The sequence below is a fragment of the Photobacterium andalusiense genome (genome assembly GCF_900185625.1).
GTDB classification, from domain to species: Bacteria; Pseudomonadota; Gammaproteobacteria; order Enterobacterales; family Vibrionaceae; genus Photobacterium; species Photobacterium aquimaris.
Window position 1 is genome coordinate 101116 of record NZ_FYAJ01000004.1, and the last position, 24859, is coordinate 125974.

General features: G+C 42.5%; 16 protein-coding genes. 12 read left to right on the forward strand and 4 right to left on the reverse strand.

The window, feature by feature from the left end:
- The first annotated feature begins 464 nt into the window (after positions 1-464).
- The gene (wecA, locus tag PAND9192_RS11425; protein ID WP_087853923.1) at positions 465-1538 is read left to right on the forward strand and encodes a UDP-N-acetylglucosamine--undecaprenyl-phosphate N-acetylglucosaminephosphotransferase; all 1074 of its coding nucleotides are present in this window, start codon (positions 465-467) and stop codon (positions 1536-1538) included.
- Positions 1539-1692: 154 nt separating this feature from the next.
- Here the strand turns inward: wecA and PAND9192_RS11430 are convergent, their stop codons facing one another.
- Positions 1693-2304 carry an N-acetylmuramoyl-L-alanine amidase gene (locus PAND9192_RS11430; protein ID WP_087853924.1) on the reverse strand — a complete coding sequence of 204 codons (612 nt, stop codon included), beginning with the start codon at positions 2302-2304 and terminating at the stop codon, positions 1693-1695.
- Entirely contained in the window at positions 2301-3173 is an 873-nt protein-coding gene (locus PAND9192_RS11435; RefSeq protein WP_087853925.1) for a lipase family protein, read from the reverse strand. The genes PAND9192_RS11430 and PAND9192_RS11435 overlap by 4 nt, the downstream gene beginning before the upstream one ends.
- A 229-nt stretch (positions 3174-3402) precedes the next feature.
- Here PAND9192_RS11435 and PAND9192_RS11440 point away from each other — a divergent pair, with 229 nt between their 5' ends.
- The gene (locus tag PAND9192_RS11440) at positions 3403-4776 is read left to right on the forward strand and encodes an MBL fold metallo-hydrolase (protein WP_087853926.1); all 1374 of its coding nucleotides are present in this window, start codon (positions 3403-3405) and stop codon (positions 4774-4776) included.
- A 1472-nt stretch (positions 4777-6248) separates the two neighbouring features.
- Here PAND9192_RS11440 and mnmC read toward each other — a convergent pair.
- A complete protein-coding gene (mnmC, locus tag PAND9192_RS11445; RefSeq protein WP_087853927.1) occupies positions 6249-8387 on the reverse strand; it encodes a bifunctional tRNA (5-methylaminomethyl-2-thiouridine)(34)-methyltransferase MnmC2/FAD-dependent 5-carboxymethylaminomethyl-2-thiouridine(34) oxidoreductase MnmC1 in 2139 nt (712 codons plus the stop codon).
- Positions 8388-8780: 393 nt separating this feature from the next.
- On the opposite strand from mnmC, the gene fabB reads away from it, so the two are divergent.
- Positions 8781-9995, forward strand: coding sequence for a beta-ketoacyl-ACP synthase I (gene fabB, locus PAND9192_RS11450; protein WP_060997321.1), 1215 nt, complete (start codon positions 8781-8783; stop codon positions 9993-9995).
- 458 nt (positions 9996-10453) lie between these two features.
- Here fabB and PAND9192_RS11455 read toward each other — a convergent pair whose 3' ends face one another.
- Complete coding sequence (locus PAND9192_RS11455; RefSeq protein WP_087853928.1) at positions 10454-11707, reverse strand: aromatic amino acid transport family protein; 1254 nt, start codon at positions 11705-11707, stop codon at positions 10454-10456.
- 552 nt (positions 11708-12259) lie between these two features.
- Between PAND9192_RS11455 and PAND9192_RS11460 the strand changes: the two genes are divergently transcribed.
- From PAND9192_RS11460 to purF, 9 genes are all read left to right on the forward strand, one after another.
- A complete protein-coding gene (locus PAND9192_RS11460; RefSeq protein WP_087853929.1) occupies positions 12260-13435 on the forward strand; it encodes a 4-phosphoerythronate dehydrogenase in 1176 nt (391 codons plus the stop codon).
- The gene (locus PAND9192_RS11465) at positions 13432-14445 is read left to right on the forward strand and encodes an aspartate-semialdehyde dehydrogenase (protein WP_087853930.1); all 1014 of its coding nucleotides are present in this window, start codon (positions 13432-13434) and stop codon (positions 14443-14445) included. The genes PAND9192_RS11460 and PAND9192_RS11465 overlap by 4 nt, the downstream gene beginning before the upstream one ends.
- A 299-nt stretch (positions 14446-14744) precedes the next feature.
- Positions 14745-17849, forward strand: coding sequence for a FimV/HubP family polar landmark protein (locus PAND9192_RS11470; RefSeq protein WP_087853931.1), 3105 nt, complete (start codon positions 14745-14747; stop codon positions 17847-17849).
- A 679-nt stretch (positions 17850-18528) separates the two neighbouring features.
- Positions 18529-19308, forward strand: coding sequence for a tRNA pseudouridine(38-40) synthase TruA (gene truA / locus PAND9192_RS11475; RefSeq protein ID WP_087820943.1), 780 nt, complete (start codon positions 18529-18531; stop codon positions 19306-19308).
- 222 nt (positions 19309-19530) lie between these two features.
- Entirely contained in the window at positions 19531-20448 is a 918-nt protein-coding gene (accD, locus tag PAND9192_RS11480) for an acetyl-CoA carboxylase, carboxyltransferase subunit beta (RefSeq protein WP_087853932.1), read from the forward strand.
- A gap of 203 nt (positions 20449-20651) precedes the next feature.
- A complete protein-coding gene (folC, locus tag PAND9192_RS11485) occupies positions 20652-21914 on the forward strand; it encodes a bifunctional tetrahydrofolate synthase/dihydrofolate synthase (protein WP_087853933.1) in 1263 nt (420 codons plus the stop codon).
- Between the two features lie 61 nt (positions 21915-21975).
- Positions 21976-22629: a cell division protein DedD gene (gene dedD / locus PAND9192_RS11490; RefSeq protein ID WP_087853934.1), complete on the forward strand. Its 654-nt coding sequence runs from the start codon at positions 21976-21978 to the stop codon at positions 22627-22629.
- A 64-nt stretch (positions 22630-22693) separates the two neighbouring features.
- Positions 22694-23185 (forward strand): colicin V production protein, encoded by a 492-nt coding sequence (cvpA, locus tag PAND9192_RS11495; RefSeq protein ID WP_087853935.1) that lies wholly within the window; start codon positions 22694-22696, stop codon positions 23183-23185.
- A gap of 86 nt (positions 23186-23271) precedes the next feature.
- Positions 23272-24789: an amidophosphoribosyltransferase gene (gene purF, locus PAND9192_RS11500; RefSeq protein ID WP_087853936.1), complete on the forward strand. Its 1518-nt coding sequence runs from the start codon at positions 23272-23274 to the stop codon at positions 24787-24789.
- The last annotated feature ends 70 nt before the right edge of the window (positions 24790-24859 follow it).

Genomic DNA, 24859 nt, shown 5'->3' on the forward strand with positions numbered 1-24859 from the left:
TAATAATTAAGCCACAACTAATATTCATTATGAATGGTTGTGGCTTTTTTTATTGTTTTTTTATGGTTGTATTTGATGTTATTGCTGACGAATATATACAAGTATTTTATTGATCTATTGAATAGATATCTTTTAGTGATGCTATTGGTTTTGTGAATATATATTCTGTTATTTAACTGTTTTATATATTGTTGTTTTTTTGCTGTGCTGTGTGTTCTTAAGTGACTGATATTAATGTTATTGTTGGTTTTTTTTGCGTGGGTTTATTATTTATTATGATTAATTTATCTTAAATATTCTGGTTTGTTTTGTTTTGGGTGTTTATTCCTTTAGCAATTAATTGCTTTGTAATATTGTGGCTGTAGGTTTCGTTTGAAGGTTAATTATCAGAATATCATTGTGATGAATATTCTGGTTGTGATTGATAACGAACTATTCTTTGGATTACAGGTACATATTTAATTATGGAATACTCATATATCGTTGTATTTGTGCTGTCATTTATAAGCTTATTTATGATGCGCAAGGTCGCAAAAAAAGTTGGCTTGGTTGATAAGCCCAATGCTCGAAAACACCATCAGGGCGTGATACCACTAGTAGGCGGTATCTCGGTCTTTTTTGCTTTTGCTATTGCCGCGTTATTGTTTTTACCTGTTGATTTAACCCTTTTGTTATATCTCGGCTGTGGTTTTATTTTATTAGCAGTTGGGGTGATTGATGATTACCTCGACATTAGTTTTAAGATCCGCTTAGTGGTTCAAGCTGGAATTGCGTTGGCGATCATCAGTGTTGGTGGCCATTCATTAGATAACCTCGGTTACTTAATGGGCAGTGAAACATTGCAGCTATCACCTTTTATCGGTGGTGTCGTCACTGTGGTGGCGTTTATTGGTGCTATCAATGCGTTTAATATGGTTGATGGTATTGATGGTTTACTGGGAGGACTCGCCTCGGTGACATTTACCGCTATGGGGTATGTGTTTTACTTAAATGGTAATCACGAATTAGCCTTATTTTGTGGTTTATTAGTCGCGGCTATGCTGCCGTATATTATGCTTAACCTAGGTTTACCGTTTGGACGTCGCTTTAAAGTCTTTATGGGCGATGCAGGCAGTGTGTTTATCGGCTTTACTGTGGTATGGCTGTTGGTTCGTGGCACACAAGAAGCTGATATTGTGGCGTTTAAACCGGTAACCGCATTGTGGTTGATTGCGATCCCATTAATGGATATGGCAACAATTATGATCCGTCGTGTTCGTAAAGGTCAGTCGCCGTTTAAGCCTGATCGTGAACATTTACACCATATCTGTCAGCGTATTGGTTTGTCGTCACGAATGACATTAGTGGTGATTTGTTTATTAGCGATAAATTGTGCTGCGATTGGTATTTGGTCTGAAATGGTGGGTATTAAAGAATCAACCATGTTTATTGCTTTCTTGGCGATGTTTGGCGGTTACTTTATGATGATTAATCATATTTGGCGTATTACCGCTGTCGTTAAACGCTTGTTTGGTATTCATACCGTGCACGAAGCGTAATTATTTGCTCAATTAGAGCCATAATAAAACGTATCAAGAAAAAAGCGTCACAATAGATGATGCTTTTTTCTTGATACCGATCTTCCTCGCTACTCGCTACTCGTTTTCAGCTTTTCCTCGTCCTTTATTTTCTCGCTACTCGAAACCTCTGCTCTTATTCTCCCTCCACCCACGCCAAAATTCCTTGCACATGATAATCAATGATTTTTTTGCGGCCTTTAGGCGACATCAATATCAAGCAGCATTCGATTTCATTATCCATAAAGAAGTTTTCAGTTAATACCGCAGCCATGGTGGTTTTTCTGAGCATATAAAAGCCGCGTTCTTTATCGCTGTCACCATCACGATAATCACTACGCAGGGGTTTATTAGGAAATACTTGAGTAAAAGCATGAGCAAGGTGATCGGCAACAATATCACTTTCGGTTTGGCCGCGGCTGGTAAAAATTTCAACCCCTTTACCACCACCGGCATTGGCATGTATTGAAATTAATAAACAACAGTGATGCGGATATTGCTGGGCTAAAAAATTAGCCCGATCAACCCGTGAACGCAAGCTAATATCTTCTAACTCCGGTACGATAATTTTATTATCAATGCCATATAAGGTTAGTGCTTGGCTAATACCTTGAGTGATAGCACGATTAAATTCCCCTTCAAATAATTGCTGGCCGTTGGACCATAATGGCGAACGTTTTCCAGCAGTTTGATAAACATTGTTAATAATACCGCCATGGCCGGGATCTAATAAAATTAATGCCTTCATAAGGTCACCTTGGGAATACCGTATTTCGCAATAACATGGCTCCACAGATAACCATAAGATTTATGAGCATTGCCGGGATATTCATTGGTGATATAACAATCTTGCGGCTTTATTTGATGGCGGTTGGCAAGGTAATCATCACTTAAGTCATGATCAATACATACAATATCGCGCTTATCACTGACATTGATCCATTGTTCGGTAACGCAATCGGGTGTGGCTAACCTTTTCACGCTGGGTTGTTGCGTAATTTGGGGCAGAAAGCCTTTAACGCTTGTGAGTCCAAGCGGCGAGCCAAAGGTAAACCAAGTACTAATTTGTGGTGGTGTTGTTTGGCGACTGAGTTGATGGAGAACGTTATAGGCAATCACCGTGCCCATTGAGTGACTAAGCAGAATAATCGGCCGATGTTGATATTGATTGAGCAGTTTTATCAGCGGTTGCTCGACCGCTTTTTGATACTTGGAATCGTGAAAGTAGTGATGAATATCAGGCAGCAGTGATTTTAAAAATGGTTTAGAAATAAAAGAGAACACACTTAACTTATCTTCTATCCATTCAGCGACGTTGGCTGTCCAGTGTGAAGCGTTGGTGGTTAGCAAATTATTGTGATGGGGTGGGTTACTGAACGATAAATGTTTAATCGCATGGATTTGTGGAGTTAGAGTTGTGGGAGTGGCTGATAACACTAATGGCTGTTGATAATAATGATCGGCGTAATAAGCCATTTTAAAATCAATTTGTGGGTGTAACTGAGATTGATTGTAGCGTTGTAAGCCATGCTTAAGTGCTTGTTGCCACTGCTGACTTAACGTTGTGGTGGGGAGTTTATTTCCTCTACCATGAATAGCAATAATGATCGGATACATAAATTTTACTCTCTCGATTTATCGTTTAACGACCATTTAATTTTATGTGTGCTTAATTGTATATATGAGAGTGGCTTTTTGTGATCCAATGATAGTTACGCTGTATTTGTTACATTACATTAACATGGTAAGGGCGAATGCCTCCTAGTTCTACCTGATAACATTTCTAACAATAGATATGCGCTGTCATCATGAGTCGCTTATTGTTATTAGCAACGGAGAGATTGCAGTGAATATTGTTCATCATGGCGCAAAAACAGGAGTAACGGGATCATGTCATGAGCTTGTTATTGGTGATAATAGCTTATTGATAGATTGTGGTTTATTTCAGGGAACAGAAGCCCGTGAGACGTTAGATATTGAATTTGATATTAATAATATCGCTGCATTATTACTGACTCATAGCCATATAGATCATATCGGACGTTTGCCATGGTTGCTTGCTGCAGGTTTTGCAGGTCCTATTTATGCCACAGAAGCCACCGCGGCTTTAGTGCCATTAATGCTAGAAGATGGACTTAAACTGCAGTTAGGGCTTAATAAAAAACAGTGCGAAAAAGCGTTAGCATTAATACATCAGCGTATTCGTCCGGTGCCTTATGATTGTTGGGCACAAATAGTGTTACCAACAGGAGAGTTAGTTAAGATCCGTTTTCGACCTGCTGGGCATATTTTGGGCTCAGCCTATATTGAAATTAAATTGCCGACCAATGAGATTGTGGTTTTTAGTGGCGATCTGGGGCCGAAAAATACCCCGTTATTAACCGATCCCATCGCGCCTACTACCGCCCATACATTAGTGATTGAAAGCACTTATGGTGATAAACCGCATCATCAACTTGAGCATCGCCAGCAACTATTAAAACAGATCATTGAACGCTCATTACAAGATGGTGGCGCGATTGTGATTCCCGCTTTTAGTGTCGGCCGTACACAAGAGATTTTATTTGATTTAGAAAATATTATTGCTCAAATTGATATCGATCCTAATGAAACTGAAACTAAGAAGCGAGTGTGGAAAAGTTTACCAGTAATTTTAGACTCGCCACTGGCACAAAAGGTGACTGAGCAATACCGCTATTTTCATGAGTTATGGGCTAAAGAAGCGAAACAGCGGCGTTATATGGGCAGGCATCCATTAGCGTTTGAGCAGTGTATTACCATTGATAGCCATGCTGAGCATATAGAATTAGTTAATAGGCTCCAGCATTCTGGTGAGCCAGCCATCATTGTTGCCGCTAGCGGTATGTGCTCTGGTGGTCGAGTAGTTAATTATTTAAAAGCGTTATTAGCCGATAAACGCACTGATATAATTTTTGCAGGTTATCAAGCGCAAGGCACAACCGGACGCGCTTTAGTTGATGGCGATAGGGTCATTAAAATTGATAATAAAGTGATTGATGTTATGGCGCACATCCACCAATTATCAGGCTATTCCGCCCATGCTGCGCAATCTGATTTGGTTAGTTTTGTGGCTGATATTGAGCAAGGCCCTAAGGTAATCAAAGTCGTACATGGTGATCTTAAAGCGCAAACCGCATTAGCAGTAGAACTGAGGAAGGTTAAGCCTGAGGCAACAGTGATTATTGCTGCAAGTGAATGAGGAGGTGAGGGGAGCTCCAACCCTCCGTTATTCCCTACAGTGAGTGCCAAACCCAACTCCCGTCATTCCCTACAGTGAGGTTACGAACGAGATAGGGAATCTACTGTCCGCGCGTTGTGGAGTTATTGAATTCATTGGCTTCTTTAAGGCTCAAGCCCTAACCCCGTCATTCCCTACAGTGAGGTTACGAACGAGATAGGGAATCTACTCTCCGCGTGTTGTAGAGTTATTGAATTCACTGGCTTCTTTTAAGCTCGATCACGCCTTGAGTAGATCACGGATAGTTTCGTGCCTCAACTTCCGAGATGACGGATATTGGGCTGAGTGAGTGCCAAGCCTAACCCCCGTCATTCCCTACAGTGAGGTTACGAACGAGATAGGGAATCTACTGTCCGCGCGTTGTAGAGTTATTGAATTCACTGGCTTCTTTAAGGCTCGATCACGCCTTGAGTAGATCACGGATAGTTTCGTGTCTCAACTTCCGAGATGACGGATATTGGGCTGAGTGAGTGCCAAGCCTCACTCCATAATGTCTACAGTGAGGTTACGAACGAGATAGGGAATCTACTGCCTGCGCGTTGTAGAGTTATTGAATTCATTGGCTTCTTTTAAGCTCGATCACGCTTTGAGTAGATCACGGATAGTTTCGTGCCTCAACTTCCGAGATGACGGATATTGGGCAGAGTGAGTGCCAAGCTCCAACCCCGTCATTCCCTACAGTGAGGTTACGAACGAGATAGGGAATCTACTGCCTGCGCGTTGTAGAGTTATTGAATTCACTGGCTTCTTTTAAGCTCGATCATGCCTTGAGTAGATCACGGATAGTTTCGTGCCTCAACTTCCGAGATGACGGATATTGGGCAGAGTGAGTGCCAAGCCCCAACTCCGTCATTCCCTACAGTGAGGTTACGAACGAGATAGGGAATCTACTGCCTGCGCGTTGTAGAGTTATTGAATTCACTGGCTTCTTTAAGGCTCGATCACGCCTTGAGTAGATCACGGATAGTTTCGTGCCTCAACTTCCGAGATGACGGATATTGGGCAGAGTGAGTGCCAAACCCAACCCCCGTCATTCCCTACAGTGAGGTTACGAACGAGATAGGGAATCTACTGTCCGCGCGTTGTAGAGTTATTGAATTCACTGGCTTCTTTAAGGCTCGATCACGGCTTGAGTAGATCACGGATAGTTTCGTGCCTCAACTTCCGAGATGACGGATATTGGGCTGAGTGAGTGGCAAGCCTCACTCCATAATGTCTACAGTGAGTGCCAAGCCTAACCCCCGTCATTCCCTACAGTGAGGTTACGAACGAGATAGGGAATCTACCATCCGCGTGTTGTAGAATTATTGAATTCACTGGCTTCTTTAAGGCTCAATCACGCCTTGAGTAGATCACGGATAGTTTCGTGCCTCAACTTCCGAGATGACGGATATTGGGCTGTCTCGGCACTCGCCTCTAAAACCCTCGCAACCTCAAACCTTCACCTCTTTACCGCGTACTAATTTTCGTACCCACATTCTGCCTGGGTGAAGGGCGTCAAGCACTGTATGCGGCAGGGGCAGTGGATCACCACAAATCTGTGAGGCCAGTAATTCACCTAATAGTGGTGCTGAACTTAACCCTCGTGAGCCTAAGCCAACAATAGTAAATAAGTTTTGGTATACCGGCACATTTTGAGCGTAAAGCTGGTTATCTTTGAGATCCTGATATTGCTTAATCAAATCATCATAACGGCAAACATTACCCACAAACGGTAAATGATCACGGCTGGCACAACGGACTCCAACACGTGCTCGTTGCTGAGGATCAAACTGGTCAACATTAATGGCATCGACCCATGAAATCGTTGCCGGAACGCTATCTAATAAGCGTTGCTTGTTTTGTTGTTGATCGACATCACTATAAGTTAAATCACAACTACGACGGGCGTAACTAGCCCCAATACAATGGCTATGAGTGTTGGTGTTTACTGGGGTTAAATAGCCGTCATAACATAATACCGTGTTAAGTTGTGCCAAGGTCTCATTGGTTGGTACGTGGCTGACTTGACCTCGTACTGATGAGGTTGGAATGGGGGCGGTTTGTGGGTATTGATTAAAACGGTGACCACTGGCAACCACAACTGTGGTGTGAGTTGTAGTGCTGCCATCGGCAAACGTTAATTGCCATTGCGGATCATTGGTGGGTGTCTTTTGTTGTTCAAGCGCAGTGACATCACAATTAAGATGTAAGGTTAATTTGCCTGTTTGCTGCATTGATTCAATTAATGCTTGGGTTAATTGCTGTGGGCATAACCAACCACCTAACGGGTAATTAACACTGCGGCAATCAGTTTCGACACCAGTGATCGCGCGGGTTTGTTCAATGTCTAATTCACGGACTAACTCTTCTGGAAAACCACCGCTTAACATGCAGTCTAACTTTTTGGTTTGACGACCGAGCTTTTTATCTTGGGTTGCAAGCGCGAGTTGTTTTTCAGCATCAGTCAGGTTTTTACCGTTTTCATCCCATGCTAATTGGGTTACGCCACACCAATCATGATCAAACTGACATTGCTGAGCGGCTTGTTCAACAAACTGACGCGCATAAATAAATCCCGGCGCAAAAAAGCGTGATAGCGGATCGTGTTTACCATTGAGCAGTGGATATACTGCACCTTGACGATTGCCCGATGCGCCTTGGGCTAACTCGCTATCAGCACAATATAAGGTTACCGACTGACCGCGACGAATTAAGGCTAATGCGGTAGTCGCTGATGCAACACCACCACCGATAATCGCAATATCGCTTGGCAGTGATGCTTGTTGTGAACTGCGGGCAAACCACGGCTTAAAGTTAGCATGCGAAAGCGAAGGAGTGATTGTCGCTAGGGTAATATGATGATGATCGTTTAACGCTGACGTATTGTTGAGACGAAAACCAGCCTCTGTTAAGCCTGTGCGCACCAAATTTGTCGTTGTTGCTGTCACAGCGCTAACACTGCATTGAGCGCGTGCCATCTTAGCCATGTTGTTAAATAACGGCTGGTTCCAGTTCTCAATCTGAGGTTGAGGTGCTACATCATCTAGCAACCATGCATCGACAAGGCCTTCATTACCTACCCATAGTTGAGGCATGGATTGGTTAATATCGCCAAACCATAAATCAAGGGTGATGCGGCCATTCTCAAGCACAATTCGATGACAATCAGCAACGGCAGGAGGATAATACGCTTGTAGCTGCTCTGCGAGATCAGCTAGTTCTGGCCATATAAGCTGGGCTTTAATCAGATCATGTTTGGTCAGTGGTGTTTTTTCAAAACTAATATAGTGCAGTTCTTGCGTTGTTGCCTCTGGGTGCTGTTCACGAAAAGCGTTAAATGCTTGCCATAGTGCTAAAAAGTTAGCCCCAGTGCCAAAACTGGTTTCAGCTACTACAAATCGACGGCGGTCAAAATCCTGCCACCGTTGTGGTAAACCATGTTGGTGGATAAAGGCATCGCGCATTTGTTCAAGCCCATGATCATTTGATGACGCTAACTGATTAAATATTGGACAGCCAGTATTGTTCCAATCAAGGATGGCATTTTTGATCCGTAGTGCAGGCGTTGTAGAAGTAGGACGAGACAACATGAACCTCTTGTTTAGCAGCTGAGCATTTTAGCATCACTTTATGCATGAAAATGCATCAATTATGGGCTTTGAATGCGATTGAATAGCAATTTTGACTCGATTGTACCTGAAATACAGGAAAGCTGACCACTTTTCAGGAGCAAAGCCGTTATAGTTCTCGTACTAAATAATCGGTAACTTTTTTGTTTTTTTCTTAATAAAAGAGTTAAATTAGTGAATTATCTCGGCCCAAACATCTTTAATATCGCGTGTTTTCGTTCGCTATAGCAAACGAAGAGTGGATGTGAGCGCAGATTTTAAAGCCGTTTGGGACGTATTCTAGCCATTGAAATAGAGCCGTGGTTGTTCTATAAAATGGGTAGGTATTTCCATTAATATCAGTAGGAATTCATCATGAAACGAGCCGTAATTACAGGCATGGGTATTGTATCTAGTATCGGTAACAACGTTGCTGAAGTACTGGAATCCCTAAAAACAGGCAAATCAGGTATTACTTACTCTGAGCAGTTTGCAGAAATGAAATTGCGTTCAAATGTATGGGGTGATCTAAAAATCACACCTTCTGAGCACATTGATCGTAAGAAAATGCGTTTCATGGGTGATGCCGCTGCGTTCGCTTACCTATCAATGGAACAAGCGGTTGCTGACTCTGGCCTAGCAGAAGACCAAGTATCAAATGAGCGTACAGGTTTAGTTGCAGGTTCAGGTGGTGCATCATCATACAACCAGTACCATGCAGTAGATACACTGCGTGAGAAAGGCGTGAAGCGTGTTGGTCCTTACATGGTTCCACGTACTATGTCTTCAACTGTTTCTGCATGTTTGGCAACACCTTTTAAAATTCGCGGTGTTAACTACACCATGAGTTCTGCATGTGCAACATCAGCACACTGTATCGGTCACGCGGTTGAACTTATTCAACTAGGCAAGCAAGATGTTGTCTTTGCTGGTGGCGGTGAAGAGCTTGATTGGTCACTAACAATGATGTTTGATGCGATGGGCGCGTTGTCGACTAAGTACAACGATGATCCATCAAAAGCATCACGTACATATGATGCTGATCGTGACGGTTTCGTTATCTCAGGTGGCGGCGGCATGGTTGTAGTTGAAGAACTTGAGCACGCTCTTGCACGTGGCGCAAAAATCTACGGTGAAATTGTAGGTTATGGTGCAACATCTGACGGCTACGACATGGTAGCGCCATCAGGTGAAGGTGCTGTTCGTTGTATGAAGATGGCAATGAAAGATCTTGATGCTCCTGTTGACTACATCAACACTCACGGTACTTCAACACCTGTAGGTGATGTGAAAGAGCTTGGCGCTATTCAAGAACTATTTAGCGAAAACTGCCCAGCAATCTCTGCAACTAAAGCGATGACTGGTCACTCTCTAGGTGCGGCTGGTGTTCACGAAGCAATTTACTCAACGCTAATGCTAGAGCACGGTTTTGTTGCGCCAAGCATCAACATCGATAATCTAGATGAAGCAGCGAAAGGCCTTGATATCGTGACTGAAAAGCGCGATGTTGAATTGAAGACTGTTATGTCTAACAGCTTTGGTTTTGGTGGTACTAACGCAACGCTAGTAATTAAGAAATACGAAGCGTAAGAACAGCAGCGGCGAGGTTTCAAGTAACGAGATTTCGTGTCTGAGTTCACAGCATAATAAAAAGCGATAGGTGAGAGCCTATCGCTTTTTTTGTATCTAAACCCTGTTGTTTTCTAAAGTGAATGCCTCATCCCCCGTCATTCCCTACAGTGAATGCCCGCGAGGGCGATAGGGAATCTACTATCCGCGTGTTGTAGAGTGATTGAATCTACTGGCTTCTTTGTAAGCTCAAGCCCCAACCCCGTCATTCCCTACAGTGAATGCCCGCGAGGGCGATAGGGAATCTACTAACCGCGCGTCGTAGAGTGATTGAATCCACTGGTTTCTTTAAGGCTCAAGCACGCGTTAAATAGATCACGGATAGTTTCGTACCTCAACTTCCGAAATGACGAATATTGGGCAGTCTCGACACTAATAATCCCGCTACTCGCCACTGCTGTTCCTCGCTCCTATTTCCCCTAAGAAAAAAACGTACCGTAAATAACAGATGTAATTGCAGCAATACCACATATAGCAGTAAATACTTGTGCAATCGGCGATGTTTTATATTTCGCCATCGCAGGCACACACCGCATTGCAAATACTGGCAATAAGAACAAAATCGCGGCAATCATTGGAGAACCAACACTTTCAATCATATCTAGAATGCTAGGGTTAATAATTGCGACAATCCAAGTAACAATCACGATGAAAGCCAGAGATAGCTTTTCGATCTTTTTAATGGGCATGGTTGAACGAGACTTGATTAACCCAGTTAGGCCTTCATGAGCACCTAAAAAATGGCCGAAGTAGCTTGAGGTGATCGCAGCTAGCGCAATGATTGGACCTAAGTATGAAATGATGGGTGAAGATTTGATGTTAGCTAAGTAAGACAGCACTGAAATATTTTCTGATTTTGCCATGCTTAACTGTGCTGGCGTCATAGATAATACTACCGAGAACACAAAGAACATCACAAACACCATCAGCATCATTGCAGCGCCGCCAGTGATCATGTCGGTTTTCTTTACTGCATCGTCACCGTATACACGACGTTGTTCTTTTGAAAACTGACTGATAATTGGACTGTGGTTAAACGAGAACACAATAATTGGAATCGCTAACCAAATCACAAGTGGCATTGATGACCAATCAGTTTGGGTGTGGACCATTGACATATTCCAGTCTGGAATTAGGTAGATAGAAAGCACTAATAGAATAAAAACCAATGGATAAACCAAAACCGACGTCACTTTTAGCATTAGCTCTTTGCCAAAAACAACACTCGCAGTCATTAATCCAATCAGTACGCCGGATAGTAACCAGCGTGGAATCGATGCCATTCCTAATTGATGGATCATAAATGAATCAACAGTATTAGTAATGCCGACACCGTAAATGAGAACAATCGGGAAAATAGCAAAGAAATAAGCAACAGTGATTATGTTCGTTCCTTTTTTTCCAAAGTGCTCTGCAACAGCATCGGTGATATCAGCATCTTTTTTTGATGAAGATAAGACAAAACGAGCTAAACTTTTATGCGCAAACCACGTCATCGGAAAGGCAATTAAAGCTAAAATAACTAATGGCCAAAAACCACCTGCGCCCGCTGTTATTGGTAAAAAAAGAATGCCAGCCCCAACAGCTGTACCAAACAGGGATAGTGCCCAGGTAAAATCTTGATAGGCCCATTTGGTCTTATTTGAATTGACTGCAACCGCTGTCTTTTGCATATAAATTGTCCATTTAGTAAAGAGTGAGCTAGGCACACTAAGCGTAAAAGACCAAGAAAAACAGGATATAGCTCTATTTGTATAACTAAATTCATTGGTAAAATGAATAAACATGAGGTTAATCACGCACAACTAGCATAATATGGTTACTACAAAAGCGTTTATATGCTAGCCAATTATTATTTCCTCGTTCTTACTTTGTTTCGAGTAACGAGATTTTGAGTCTGCGAGTATCGAGATAAAAGCGAGTACCAAATCCAGCCCCAACCCCGTCATTCCCTACAGTGAGGTTACGAACGAGATAGGGAATCTACTAACCGCGCGTCGTGGAGTTATTGAATCACTGGCTTCTTTAAGGCTCAAGCACGCTTTGAGTAGATCACGGATAGTTTCGTACCTCAACTTTCAGATGACGGATATTGAGCTGTCCCGGCACCAATCGTCTCGCCACTCGCTACTGCCTTTCCTCGCCCCTGCTTTTCCCTAGTCCCTCTCTCCTATATAATAACCACGCACGCGCCTTTCTTTACTTATTCTCTCTACAGGACGTATATGAAAATCCTTATCGATGAAAACATGCCTTATGCTCAGGAATTATTTAGCCAATTAGGTGAGGTTATTGCCAAACCAGGACGTACATTAACTGCTGATGATTTAGTCGGCATTGATGCTTTGATGATCCGTTCTGTAACCAAAGTGAATGCCGATCTAATAGCTAAAGCCGATAAACTGAAATTTGTTGGTACTGCAACCGCAGGGCAGGATCATGTTGATCAGGATTTATTAGTCGCTAAAGGGATCACCTTTACTGCAGCGCCCGGTTGTAACAAAGTGGGTGTGGCAGAATATGTATTAAGTAGTTTGATGGTGCTTGGCCAACAGCAGGATTTTTCTATTTTTGATCGCACCGTGGGTATTATTGGTGCGGGTAATGTTGGCACCTATTTAGCGAAATGTTTAGATGCGCTGGGTATTCGGTATTTATTAAACGATCCCTTAAAACAAGCTGAAGGTGATGAGCGTGAGTTTCATTCGTTGGCAACGCTGTTGGCGGAATGTGATGTGATCACCACCCATACCCCGATAACACGCACTGGCGCTCATCCTACTCATCATTTAGTGGATGCAGCATTTTTAGCGGCAATGAAGCCCAATGCGATTTTAATTAATGCTGCTCGTGGTCCTGTAGTGGATAATCAAGCATTAAAACAAGCCTTACAAGCGGCAACTGATGGCAGTGGTAAAGCATTAACCGCAGTGTTAGACGTGTTTGAACAAGAACCGCTGGTGGATTTAGAATTGTTACCATTATTAGCCTTTGCGACACCGCATGTTGCTGGTTATGGACTTGAAGGTAAAGCACGTGGCACCACAATGGTGTTTAACAGTTTTTGTCAGTTTTTAAATAACGAACACCATGCTCAGGCAAGTGATTTGTTACCTATTGCACCTGTACCACAAGTGCAATTAAGTCGAAAATGGGATGAAGCAACCTTATTTAGCTTGATCCAATTAGTTTATGATGTACGTAAAGATGACGGTATTTTCCGTCGTGAAATGCTAGCTGCTGGCGACGATAACAGCAAAATGGCTACCGCTTTTGATTTAATGCGTAAAAATTACTGGGATCGACGTGAATATAGTGCGATTACAGTAGCGGCGAAGGCCGAGTTTGCGGTAGAGTCGCTGGCTAAATTAGGTTTTACAGTAGTAGAGGTCACTCAATGAGTCAGGAATATGATATCGCAATACTTGGCGCAACAGGCGCTGTAGGCGAAGCTATGGTCGAAGTGCTAGAAGCACGCAATTTTCCTGTTCGCAATCTTTACTTGCTGGCAAGTGATCGTAGCGCAGGTAAAGCGTTACGTTTTAAAGGTAAATCAACCCGTGTTCGTAATGTAGAAGATTTCGATTGGAGCCAAGTGCAAATTGCCTTGTTCTCTGCAGGTGCTGAAGCATCACGCCATTGGGCACCGATTGCCGCTGAGCAAGGTGTGGTGGTTATTGATAACACCTCTGAATTCCGTTACGAATATGATGTACCGTTGGTTATTCCAGAAGTGAACCCAGAAGCGATTGCAGATTACCGTAACCGTAACATTATCGCTAACCCGAACTGCTCAACAATTCAAATGTTAGTTGCGTTAAAGCCGATTCAAGATGCTTATGGTATCGATCGTATTAACGTGGCGACTTACCAGTCAGTATCAGGTTCTGGTCGTAAAGGTATTGATGAACTAGCAGGACAAACTGCGAAGTTGCTTAACGGTTTGCCAATTGAAACCAAAGCCTACGATAAGCAAATTGCGTTCAACTGTATTCCTCATATTGATGAATTTATGGATAACGGCTACACCAAAGAAGAAATGAAAATGGTGTGGGAAACACAGAAGATTTTAGGCGATGCAAGTATTCGTGTGAATCCAACTTGTGTGCGTGTGTCTTCATTCTTTGGTCATGGCGAAGCAGTACACGTTGAAACCCATCAGCCAATCGTATTAGAAGATGCGATTAACTTACTTGAAAATACTGATGGTATTGAAGTTTTCCCAGGAAATGAATACCCAACCCAAGTAACTGATGCTGTTGGTAAAGATCATGTAATGGTTGGACGTATTCGTGAAGATATTAGTCATCCATGTGGTCTAAATATGTGGATTGTGGCTGATAACGTTCGTAAGGGCGCGGCAACTAACAGTGTTCAGATTGCAGAAAAGTTGATTGCTGACTACTTATAATCAACCTTATTAAAAGTAAGGCTTAGATCGCGCTATTAATGTTGGTTAACACAATAGTGCGATCGAACTTGCTAACAAAATAACAAAGCGATGGGTGAAAGCCGGTCGCTTTTTTATTTCGTTAGTTGCTCGCTTTTCTTTTGCTGATAACTTGACATAATGTCATCCACATTATGATTGAATATTGTTATTCAAGTTTTGCTCATAGCAGTCGCTATGATCAACAAACTATTATTTCGAATTCGTTGTATGACAACGAGTTCGAGCAACTTTATCTCTGCCAAAGAGGAATGTAGACAGTGTCTGACATCCCAAAAATACTTAAACGTATGGTACTGCCGGTAGCCTTTGTGACTATTTCATCCTACTTACCGGTAGTGAATGCTAATACGATACGTATAGTAGGCCCAGCGAATGAAGACAGCTCGTATACAACGATGAATCAAGGTTCTGACTCGAGCAAGTTAACTGTACCTGCTAAACAATTTTCAACATCGTCATTAATGGCGCGTAGCTATGGTCCAACGTACGAAACTGAAACGTTATGGGGCATTGCATCGCGTCATTTACCTAATAAAAATGTGTCTATCTTTAAAGTTATTGGTGCTATTTACAGTCTCAATCAAGATGCGTTTGAAAATAATAATATTCATTCATTGTTACCAGGCAGCTATTTAAAACTGCCAACAATGGAGCAAATTCAGCAGCAACGTATTAGTGCCGTTAGCCGAAAATTAGCGGCAGACCAATTACGTGCGCCGTACGCAACTGAGTTAGAAAAAAGACGCTTAGCAGAGCAGCAAGCTGCAGTTGCTAACAAGCCACGAGTGATAAAACTGTCACCAAAGCCAGAGTCAGTTACGCCTGTCACGCCAACTGTAGACACCAAAGCTGAAACTGATGCTAACAACGCGGCAGATGTTATCCCAACGGCGGCGACCAAAACTGAACAGCCTGCGGTCGTTGATGGGCCTAAGAATGATGATCAAACCATTATTCCAGCCAAACCAGTAGCGCCAGTAGCGAATGTTGATCATGTAAAAATGGCAGCATTAGTTGAAAGTAATCACGCATTGCGGTTGCGGTTATCTGCGATGCAACAAGATATGGCGACATTGAAAGATCAGGTCACGGAAAGTGACAGTATTCGTCAACAAATGGTGTCGTTTTTAGAGCAACAAAAGCAGGTACAACAAGCGCCAGAGCCAGTTCCTAAAACATGGTTAGAGCGTTTAACTAATAATCCATGGGCACTTGCTGCTGCGGGTATTATACCAGGCGGCTTAATTGCTGCGTTATTAGCATTATTACTGTTCCGCCGTAAGAAAAATGAGCCTCAACCACAATCGTTACCTGCACCAATAACCGATAACGACACCAGTTCAGCGGTAGTGCCACCGATTGATTTAGCTGATACTGATAATAATGACGATCTTGATGATTTATTTGCTGATGACGATTTATTTGCAGATATTGAACCTAAGCAGCACAGCAATAACTTAGATAAAGAGCTTGATCCTCAACCCGCAGATCAACAAGAGGATCAATCGTTAGCGAAGGGTGAGCAGTCATCGGCGCTGGCGTTAGCTGCAGCAGATTTTGATGATCAGGCATTTGATTCTAACCTTAGCACTATTTCAGTGACTAACGATGATGCTATTGGCCTTAAAGACATGGAGCGCGCGCTTGATGAGCTTGATGCTAAGCCTGAACCGAGTTCAGATGAAGCATTAGCTGCGTTGTGGGAGCAATCGCTTAGCGAGGAAGATAAAGCTGATTTTGATTTATCTGAACATGATGACGCGACAACAACATCAGTTATCACAGAAGAACACGATCACGATGACGAAAAAGCATTATCAGACCAAGCATTATTAGATGAGATCTTGCAACAAGCACAAGCATCGACCAATGAAGAGTCGCAGTCTGAAGCTGTTTCTAAATCGGAATTAGTCGGTACTAAAGCCGTTTCTCAAGATGAACTTGATGCATTGTTTTCTCAGTTTAATCATGATCTACCAGATATCGCTACGCCATCGACAGATAAAGAGGCAAGTGATGAGCAATCATTATTTGCTGAAGGTAGCACTGAGCTATTGGATGATTTAGTTACTGATGATGACGATAAATCGTTTGGAAGCGATATAGAGATTGCTGAAAATAGTACTGAGCTATTAGATGAATTACTTGCTGATGATAGCGATACCTTAGCGACAACGTCAGATATTAAACTCGATGAAAATAGCACGGCGTTATTAGATGAGTTAATCGATGCTGAGCAAGATACACCAACGTTTAATCTTGATGATTTGCCTGAGTTTGATGAGCAAGCAGCATTTGATGATTATGATGATCAATTGTCAGACTTACCGTCAGCTGATGCGGTACACAATGCGCCATTAAGTCTTGATGATTTACCTGAGTTTGATGAAAATTCTGCGTTTGATGATCCGCAAGCATTGCCATTAGAGCAAACTGATGATCGTTCAGAAATTGATGAGCAAGTTGCAATTGATAATGTTGCACGTCAATTACAACAAGCGGCACAAGCAGCACAACAACGTCAGGCTGCTGTTGATAATGCTAGCGCTAACGTTGAACCTGATTACTCGCCATTTGATACTGCTCGTCATTTGGAATATGCGTTTGAGAATATTGATGTTACGGCTTTGCCTGAGTTTAATGAAGATGAAGCGTTATTTGCATCTTTTGAAGAGCAGCATGAGTTAGAGCAATACGCCATTGAACAAGGTCTTAAACCACAACCATCATCGCCTGGTATTACTACTGTTGACCGCTCACCAGAGGCTGAACAAGAGCGAGTTGATGCTGCAGGCTTAGATATGGATGCGCTACTGTTTGATGATTCACTGTCAACAACAGTATCTCCTAAAGGTGGGTTGGGTGTTAATAGTGATGAGCGTGAGCAGTTATTAGCCTCAACACCAGCCAGTGCTATTGCTGATAATGAAGATGTATTAGCAGAAGATGAAGCCGCAGTGTGGCAACGTGCAGTGGCTGAGCCGGAACTTGCTAGTGAAGATTGGTCTCAGCAACCGTCTTTTGGTCAAGCTGATGTTAAATCGGCTACAACGTCGAAATACATTAGTATTGATGAACTATTGGCTGATGATCCTAATTATCAACAAGAAGATCCTGATGAAAAACCATTAAACCTTGATGTGGGTTTGACTGAGTTTCCTGATATGTTTGCCAATATTCGTCAATTTGATGTTGATAGTTCAGGTGAGTATGCTGGCCAGTTGGACTTAGCAAAAGCGTATCTTGAAATGAATGACATCAGTGGTGGTATTGACTTGTTGCAAGATATTGCTCTAAAAGGTGAGGGCGAAGTCCAAGCTGAAGCCAAGGCACTACTTGAGAAGTTTATGCTCAAGAAGTAGGTTTTGATGAGCGAGGAAGAGCAGGGACGAGGTTTCGAGTAGCGAGACTGTGAGTTTCGAGATAAAAAGCGATGGGTGCGAGCCTGTCGCTTTTTTTATGTTTGAGGGGGGGAGGAAGAGCAGGGACGAGATTTAGAGTAGCGAGACTGTGAGTTTCGAGATCACGGATATTAGGCAGTCTCGGCACTAATAATCTCGAAACACGCCGCTGCTTTTCCTCGCTTTACCTTGTATCCACTGGCTTCTTTAAGGCTCAAGCACGCCTTGAGTAGATCACGGATATTAGGCAGTCTTGACACTGATAATCTCGAAACACGCCGCTGCTTTTCCTCGCTTTACCTTGTATCTACTGGCTTCTTTAGGGCTCAAGCACGCCTTGAGTAGATAACGGATATTAGGCAGTCTCGACACTAATAATCTCGAAACACGCCGCTGCTTTTCCTCGCTTTACCTTGTATCCACTGGCTTCTTTAAGGCTCAAGCACGCCTTGAGTAGATCACGGATATTAGGCAGTCTCGACACTGATAATCTCGAAACACGCCACTACTCTTCCTTACCCCTCGAAATCCCTGCTCTTCCCCTTTGTGGCGCCATCCCCTATACTTCCCCCTCTGTTTTGAGCAGGCGCTTAAACAATATCGCCTGTGTATTTATGCTAAATTAAGTCGAAGTGAGATTATGCGAATAGCGTTAGGTATCGAGTACGATGGTGCTAAATATTGTGGTTGGCAACGTCAAGTAGATGTAGATAGTGTGCAAGAACGTTTAGAAAAAGCGCTATCACATATTGCCAATCAACCCATTGCTGTTTTTTGTGCTGGACGTACCGATACAGGGGTGCATGGTACAGGACAAGTGGTACACTTCGATGTTGATATTGAGCGTAAAATGGCAGCATGGACGATGGGGGTTAATGCCTATCTTCCAAAAGATATTGCTGTGCGCTGGGCACATGAAGTTAGTGATGATTTTCATGCGCGTTTTTCAGCAACTGCTCGTCGTTATCGTTATGTGATTTATAATCATGCTGTGCGTCCAGCTATTTTTCAGCATGGTGTTAGCCATTATCATGGTCATCTTGATGAACAAAAGATGCATGAGGCGGCTCAGCATTTAATTGGTGAACATGACTATACTTCATTTCGTGCTACCCAGTGCCAATCTCGCAGTCCATGGCGTCGACTTGAGCATTTAACTGTGACGCGCAAAGGTGACTTTGTGGTGATTGATATTAAAGCCAATGCCTTTGTTCACCATATGGTGCGTAATATCGCGGGTAGCCTGATTAAAGTCGGTAAAGGTGAAAAACAACCAGATTGGATCAAATGGGTACTTGATCAAAAAGATCGTCGTGTTGCAGGTCCAACAGCAAAATCTGCGGGTCTTTATTTGGTTGATGTTGATTATCCTGCTGAGCACAATTTACCGCGTTCAGTGCTTGGTCCAATATTTTTATAAGTTATTTATTTACAGACGGTGAAAACATAGACAGCTTATTAGTCTCGATTTGACTGTTTTTGACGTGTAGTGGTGTTTTTACTTAAAAATACCATGATGACTCACAAAGGTAATACCAGTTTTTTATCTACAGATTAATAAGATTATGTTTTAATCTTAAATAATATTTAATGAATTTGTCTCTTCGGTCTATGGCGGAAGAATAAAAAAGAAAGGTCATTCATGAGCTGGCTTGAAAAGATTCTAACTAAAAGTAACATCGTATCTTCGCGTAAAGTATCTATTCCTGAAGGTGTCTGGACGAAATGTACGTCTTGTGATCAGGTATTGTATCACGCAGATCTCGAACGCAATCTTGAAGTTTGTCCTAAATGTGACCACCACATGCGTATGAAAGCGCGTCGTCGTCTTGAAACATTTCTTGATGCAGATACGCAAGTTGAAATCGCACCGGAACTTGAGCCACAAGATAAGCTTAAATTCCGTGATTCTAAGAAATATAAAGATCGTTTATATGCAGCCCAAAAAGCAACTGGCGAGAAAGACGCTTTAGTTGCTATGAGTGGCGAGTTATTAGGTCTCCCTGTTGTTGCCTGTGCTTTTGAGTTCTCATTTATGGGCGGCTCAATGGGTTCAGTTGTTGGTGCTAAGTTTGTGCGTGCAGTTGACGCTGCAATTGAAAATAACTGTCCATTGGTATGTTTTTCTGCCAGTGGTGGTGCGCGTATGCAAGAAGCATTAATGTCACTGATGCAAATGGCGAAAACGAGTGCTGCTTTAGAGCGTTTATCAGCTAAAGGTTTACCGTTCTTCTCTGTATTAACTGATCCAACTATGGGTGGTGTATCGGCATCACTTGCTATGTTAGGTGATATTAATATTGGTGAGCCTAAAGCACTGATTGGTTTTGCAGGTCAGCGTGTTATTGAACAAACAGTACGTGAAAAGCTGCCAGAAGGCTTCCAGCGTAGTGAGTTCTTGCTTGAACACGGTGCGATTGACATGATTGTTGATCGTCGTGAAATGCGTCAGCGTATTGCTGGTCTAATGGCGAAAATGACCAACCAACAATCACCATTGGTTGTTTCTGTTGATAGCAAGCCTGTAGCGCCACAGTCAGCACCAGAGCAGCAAGATTAATCATAGCGTCTTTAATTGAGTGCTTGTTACCCTTGGTAACCACTGCAATTAATGATAACAAATGCCACCCTAATTAACTCAATTAGCGTGGCATTTTTGTTTTCTAGAGCGAATCACTAATTTATTGTGCTCGATGATTAAGTTATTAGCCATTCAATGGTAAATTAATGATTCAGTTCGTTACTACAAGTGAATGATTTTTAATGTCAGGATTGACCTCTCCGCAAGCGACAGCCGCGCTTTCAACATGGCTGAAATATCTAGAGCAACTTCATACTAGTGCTATTGATCTTGGGCTCGATAGGGTTCGAAAAGTCGCAGAAAATGCAGATTTAATTAAGCCTGCACCCTGTGTGATCACTGTTGCTGGAACCAATGGCAAAGGTTCAACTTGTGCCATGCTAGAAGCGATTTTGTTAGCGGCTGGTTATAAGGTTGGTGTGTATAGCTCTCCTCACTTAGTGCGTTATAACGAACGAGTACGGATAAACAACCAAGAATTAGCTGATAGTGAACACAGTCAAGCATTTGCTAGCGTAGAAACTGCACGTGGTGACACCAGCTTAAGTTTATTTGAATTTGGTACGCTAGCGGCGCTGACGTTATTTAAACAGCATCAGGTTGATGTGGTGGTTTTAGAAGTCGGTTTAGGTGGTCGTTTAGATGCCACCAATATTGTTGACCATGATGTGTGCGTGATCACTAGCCTAGCGATAGATCATGTTGATTGGTTAGGTGATAACATCGATGTGATCGGCTATGAGAAGGCGGGTATTTTCCGTGGTGGTAAGCCTGCTATTTGTGGTCAGCCACACCCGCCAGCAACTGTACCTGCACATGCTGATGATATTGGTGCTGAATTGTATCAGGTTGGCTATCAATTTGATTACCAGCAACAAGCGGATTGTTGGCATTGGCACGCTGGTGCATTTTCTTTGACCGATTTGCCATTACCAAGTTTGCCTTTGCCTAATGCTGCGACGGCGTTAATGGCATTGTCTGTGACGGATTTAGATATTAGCGATGAAAATATAGTCGAAGGTTTGCGTAATGCACGTTTACCTGGACGCATGCAACGAGTGAGTGAGCAACCATTAATTATTATGGATGTCGCACATAACCCACATTCTGCGCAATATTTTGCGACCCAACTGGCTAAAATCAAAGTCCAAGAAAGCAAAAAAAATATCCATGCCGTGGTGGCGATGTTGCATGATAAAGATATTGCGGCAACGATTGCCACCCTGCGTGATAGCGTGGATTATTGGTATCCCGCTTCGCTGCAAGGCCCTCGTGCAGCTGCTGCTGAAGAGATCTTGGTGCATTTACCGACAGGTTGTTTAGGTTTTGATAGCCCCGCGTTGGCTTTTGACCAAGCCTTAACACAAGCAGCCCCAGACGATGTGGTAATCGTGTTTGGCTCGTTTTACACTGTTGGCCAAATAACCTCACATTTAAAGCTGTAGAACGTAAAGAGAGCATATTGTGCATGCCGAGTTTTCGTTTTAGATATCAACAGGAGTCATTGTGGCAAGTCAATTTCAAAACCGACTAATCGGAACCATTATTTTGGTTGCGATAGGGGTGATTTTTCTACCCGATTTTTTCGATGGTAAGAAAGAGCATTATAAAGAAGAGTTTGCGAGTATTCCGTTACAACCAAAAATGGGGGGGCAGAGTGAAGCAAAAACGATTCCTGAACCAGAAAATGCAGATGTTGTGTTACCGAAACAGCCAGTAACGGCAACAACAGCGCAGCAAGCGTCAACATCGACTAATGATGAAACGTTTACTATCGAAAATGATCACAGTGCAACGACTAACACGGCAGCGAAGCCAAAGCCAATAGCAGTAAAACCGGTTGTTGCTAAGCCAACAGTGAAACCAAGTGTACCAAAACCTGTTGTTAAAAAACCAGCATCAGCTACAACAAGTTCAGCATGGGTGATTAAAATGGGTACTTTTGGTAATTTCGATAATGCTAATGGATTGGTTGCGAAATTACGCTTAAACGGGTATCAGGCCCAATTAATTCCACGTAATGCTAAACCTGGCCAGTTAGTTAAGGTTGTTGTTGGCCCTGATGTATCAAAAGCGAAGCTCGCGGGACAAATTGCAGAATTGAAAAAAATTACTGGCTTAAACGGTAAATTGAACCGATTTGATGCAATAAATCACTAGGTAAACGTTTGCGTGAGCAATTTTTCTGTTAGAATACCCATCAACAAAACGAGCAAGAACAAAAATGATCTGGATTGATTATGTAATACTGGGCGTGATCTGCTTCTCAGCAATGGTGAGTTTGGTCCGTGGTTTTGTTAAAGAAGCACTGTCATTAGTGATTTGGTTTACCGCGTTTTTTATCGCGAGTAATTTTTATACCGAGTTGGCAGTTTATTTTACCAACTTCCATGACAAGATGTTGCGAAACGGCAGTGCAATTGCTGTGTTGTTTATAGCGACATTGATTGTTGGCGCGGTGGTAAACTACGTTATTGGTCAATTAGTGCAGAAGACCGGTTTGTCTGGTACAGATCGTGTTTTAGGGGTTGTTTTTGGTGCAGTTCGTGGTGTACTTATTGTTGCTGCGGTATTGTTCTTTATTGATACCTTTACGGGGTTATCAAGTTCAGAGTGGTGGAAAAAATCTGAATTGATACCTCAATTTGGTGCAGTAATCGAATGGTTCTTTGAATACATCAAAGAGAGCTCTAGTTTTTTACATAGCATTAAATAGTGCAAGATTAACTGCGGTTGCTAGCGTTATTATTATTAATAGTAGTGTTAGCGACTGTTATTTTATGCAGGACGAGGACTTAGGAAATGTGTGGTATTGTTGGAATCGTGGGCTCAACCCCGGTAAACCAGTCTATCTATGATGCACTAACAGTGTTACAGCATCGCGGCCAAGATGCTGCTGGTATTTGTACCTTAGAAAGCAATCGTTTCCGTCTGCGTAAAGCGAATGGTTTAGTGCGTGATGTTTTTGAAGCTAAACATATGCAGCGCTTACAGGGTAATGTGGGTATCGGACATGTTCGTTACCCAACGGCAGGCAGCTCTAGTGTTTCAGAAGCTCAGCCGTTTTATGTTAACTCACCTTATGGTATTTCTTTAGCACACAATGGTAATTTAACCAATGCGGCTGATATTCGAGAAACCTTGTTTGAACAAACAAAGCGTCATGTAAACACCACCTCAGACTCAGAAATTCTACTCAATGTGCTGGCTAATCAATTAGCACACAGCCAAACTTACCCTATTTGCCCTAACGATATCTTTAAAGCCGTTAGTGAAGTGCATAACGTTGTAAAAGGTGCTTATGCAGTCGTGGCTTTGGTGATTGGTCACGGACTCATCGCTTTTCGTGATCCTAATGGCATTCGTCCATTATGTTTAGGTAAGCGTGAAGAAAACGGCAAAATTGAATATATGGTAGCATCAGAATCTGTCGCATTAGATGCGGTTGGATTTGACTTCATGCGTGATGTATCACCAGGTGAAGCGGTATATATTAACTTTGAGGGTGAACTTTATACTCAGCAGTGTGCATCTAACCCACAGTTAAATCCATGTGTGTTTGAATTTGTATATTTTGCTCGTCCAGATTCATTTATTGATAAAGTCTCAGTATACGGTGCACGTTTAGCGATGGGCACTAAGCTAGGTGAAAAGATTAAGCGTGAGTGGGCTGATATTGATATTGATGTGGTGATCCCGATTCCTGAAACCTCATGTGATAGTGCGCTTGAAATTGCTCGTACATTGAATAAGCCATACCGCCAAGGTTTTGTGAAAAACCGTTATGTTGGTCGTACTTTTATCATGCCGGGCCAGCAGATGCGTCGTAAATCTGTGCGTCGTAAGCTCAATGCGATTCGCTCAGAATTTAAAGGTAAAAATGTCCTGTTAGTTGATGACTCTATTGTTCGTGGTACCACCTCTGAGCAGATCATTGAAATGGCACGTGATGCCGGCGCAAAGAAGGTGTATCTAGCCTCTGCTGCGCCAGAAGTTCGCTTCCCTAATGTGTATGGTATTGATATGCCAAGCGCTAATGAATTAATTGCTCATGGTCGTGAAGTAGACGAAATTTGCCAGTTAATTGGTGCTGATGGTCTTATTTTCCAAGATCTTAGTGATTTAGTGGCAGCGGTTGCAGAAGGTAATCCCGATATTACACTGTTTGAAACCTCAGTGTTTAATGGCAGTTATGTCACCGGTGATGTTGATCAACAATACCTTGATTATCTTGATGCGCTACGTAATGAAGATTCAAAATTACAGGCTGAATTACAACAAGATTTAGCTAACCTTGAGTTGTATAACGAAGGCATGTAATTACCTTAACTGATTCATTAACGACTAAAGCGATAGGGTTATACCTGTCGCTTTTTTGTTAGTAGCGAGC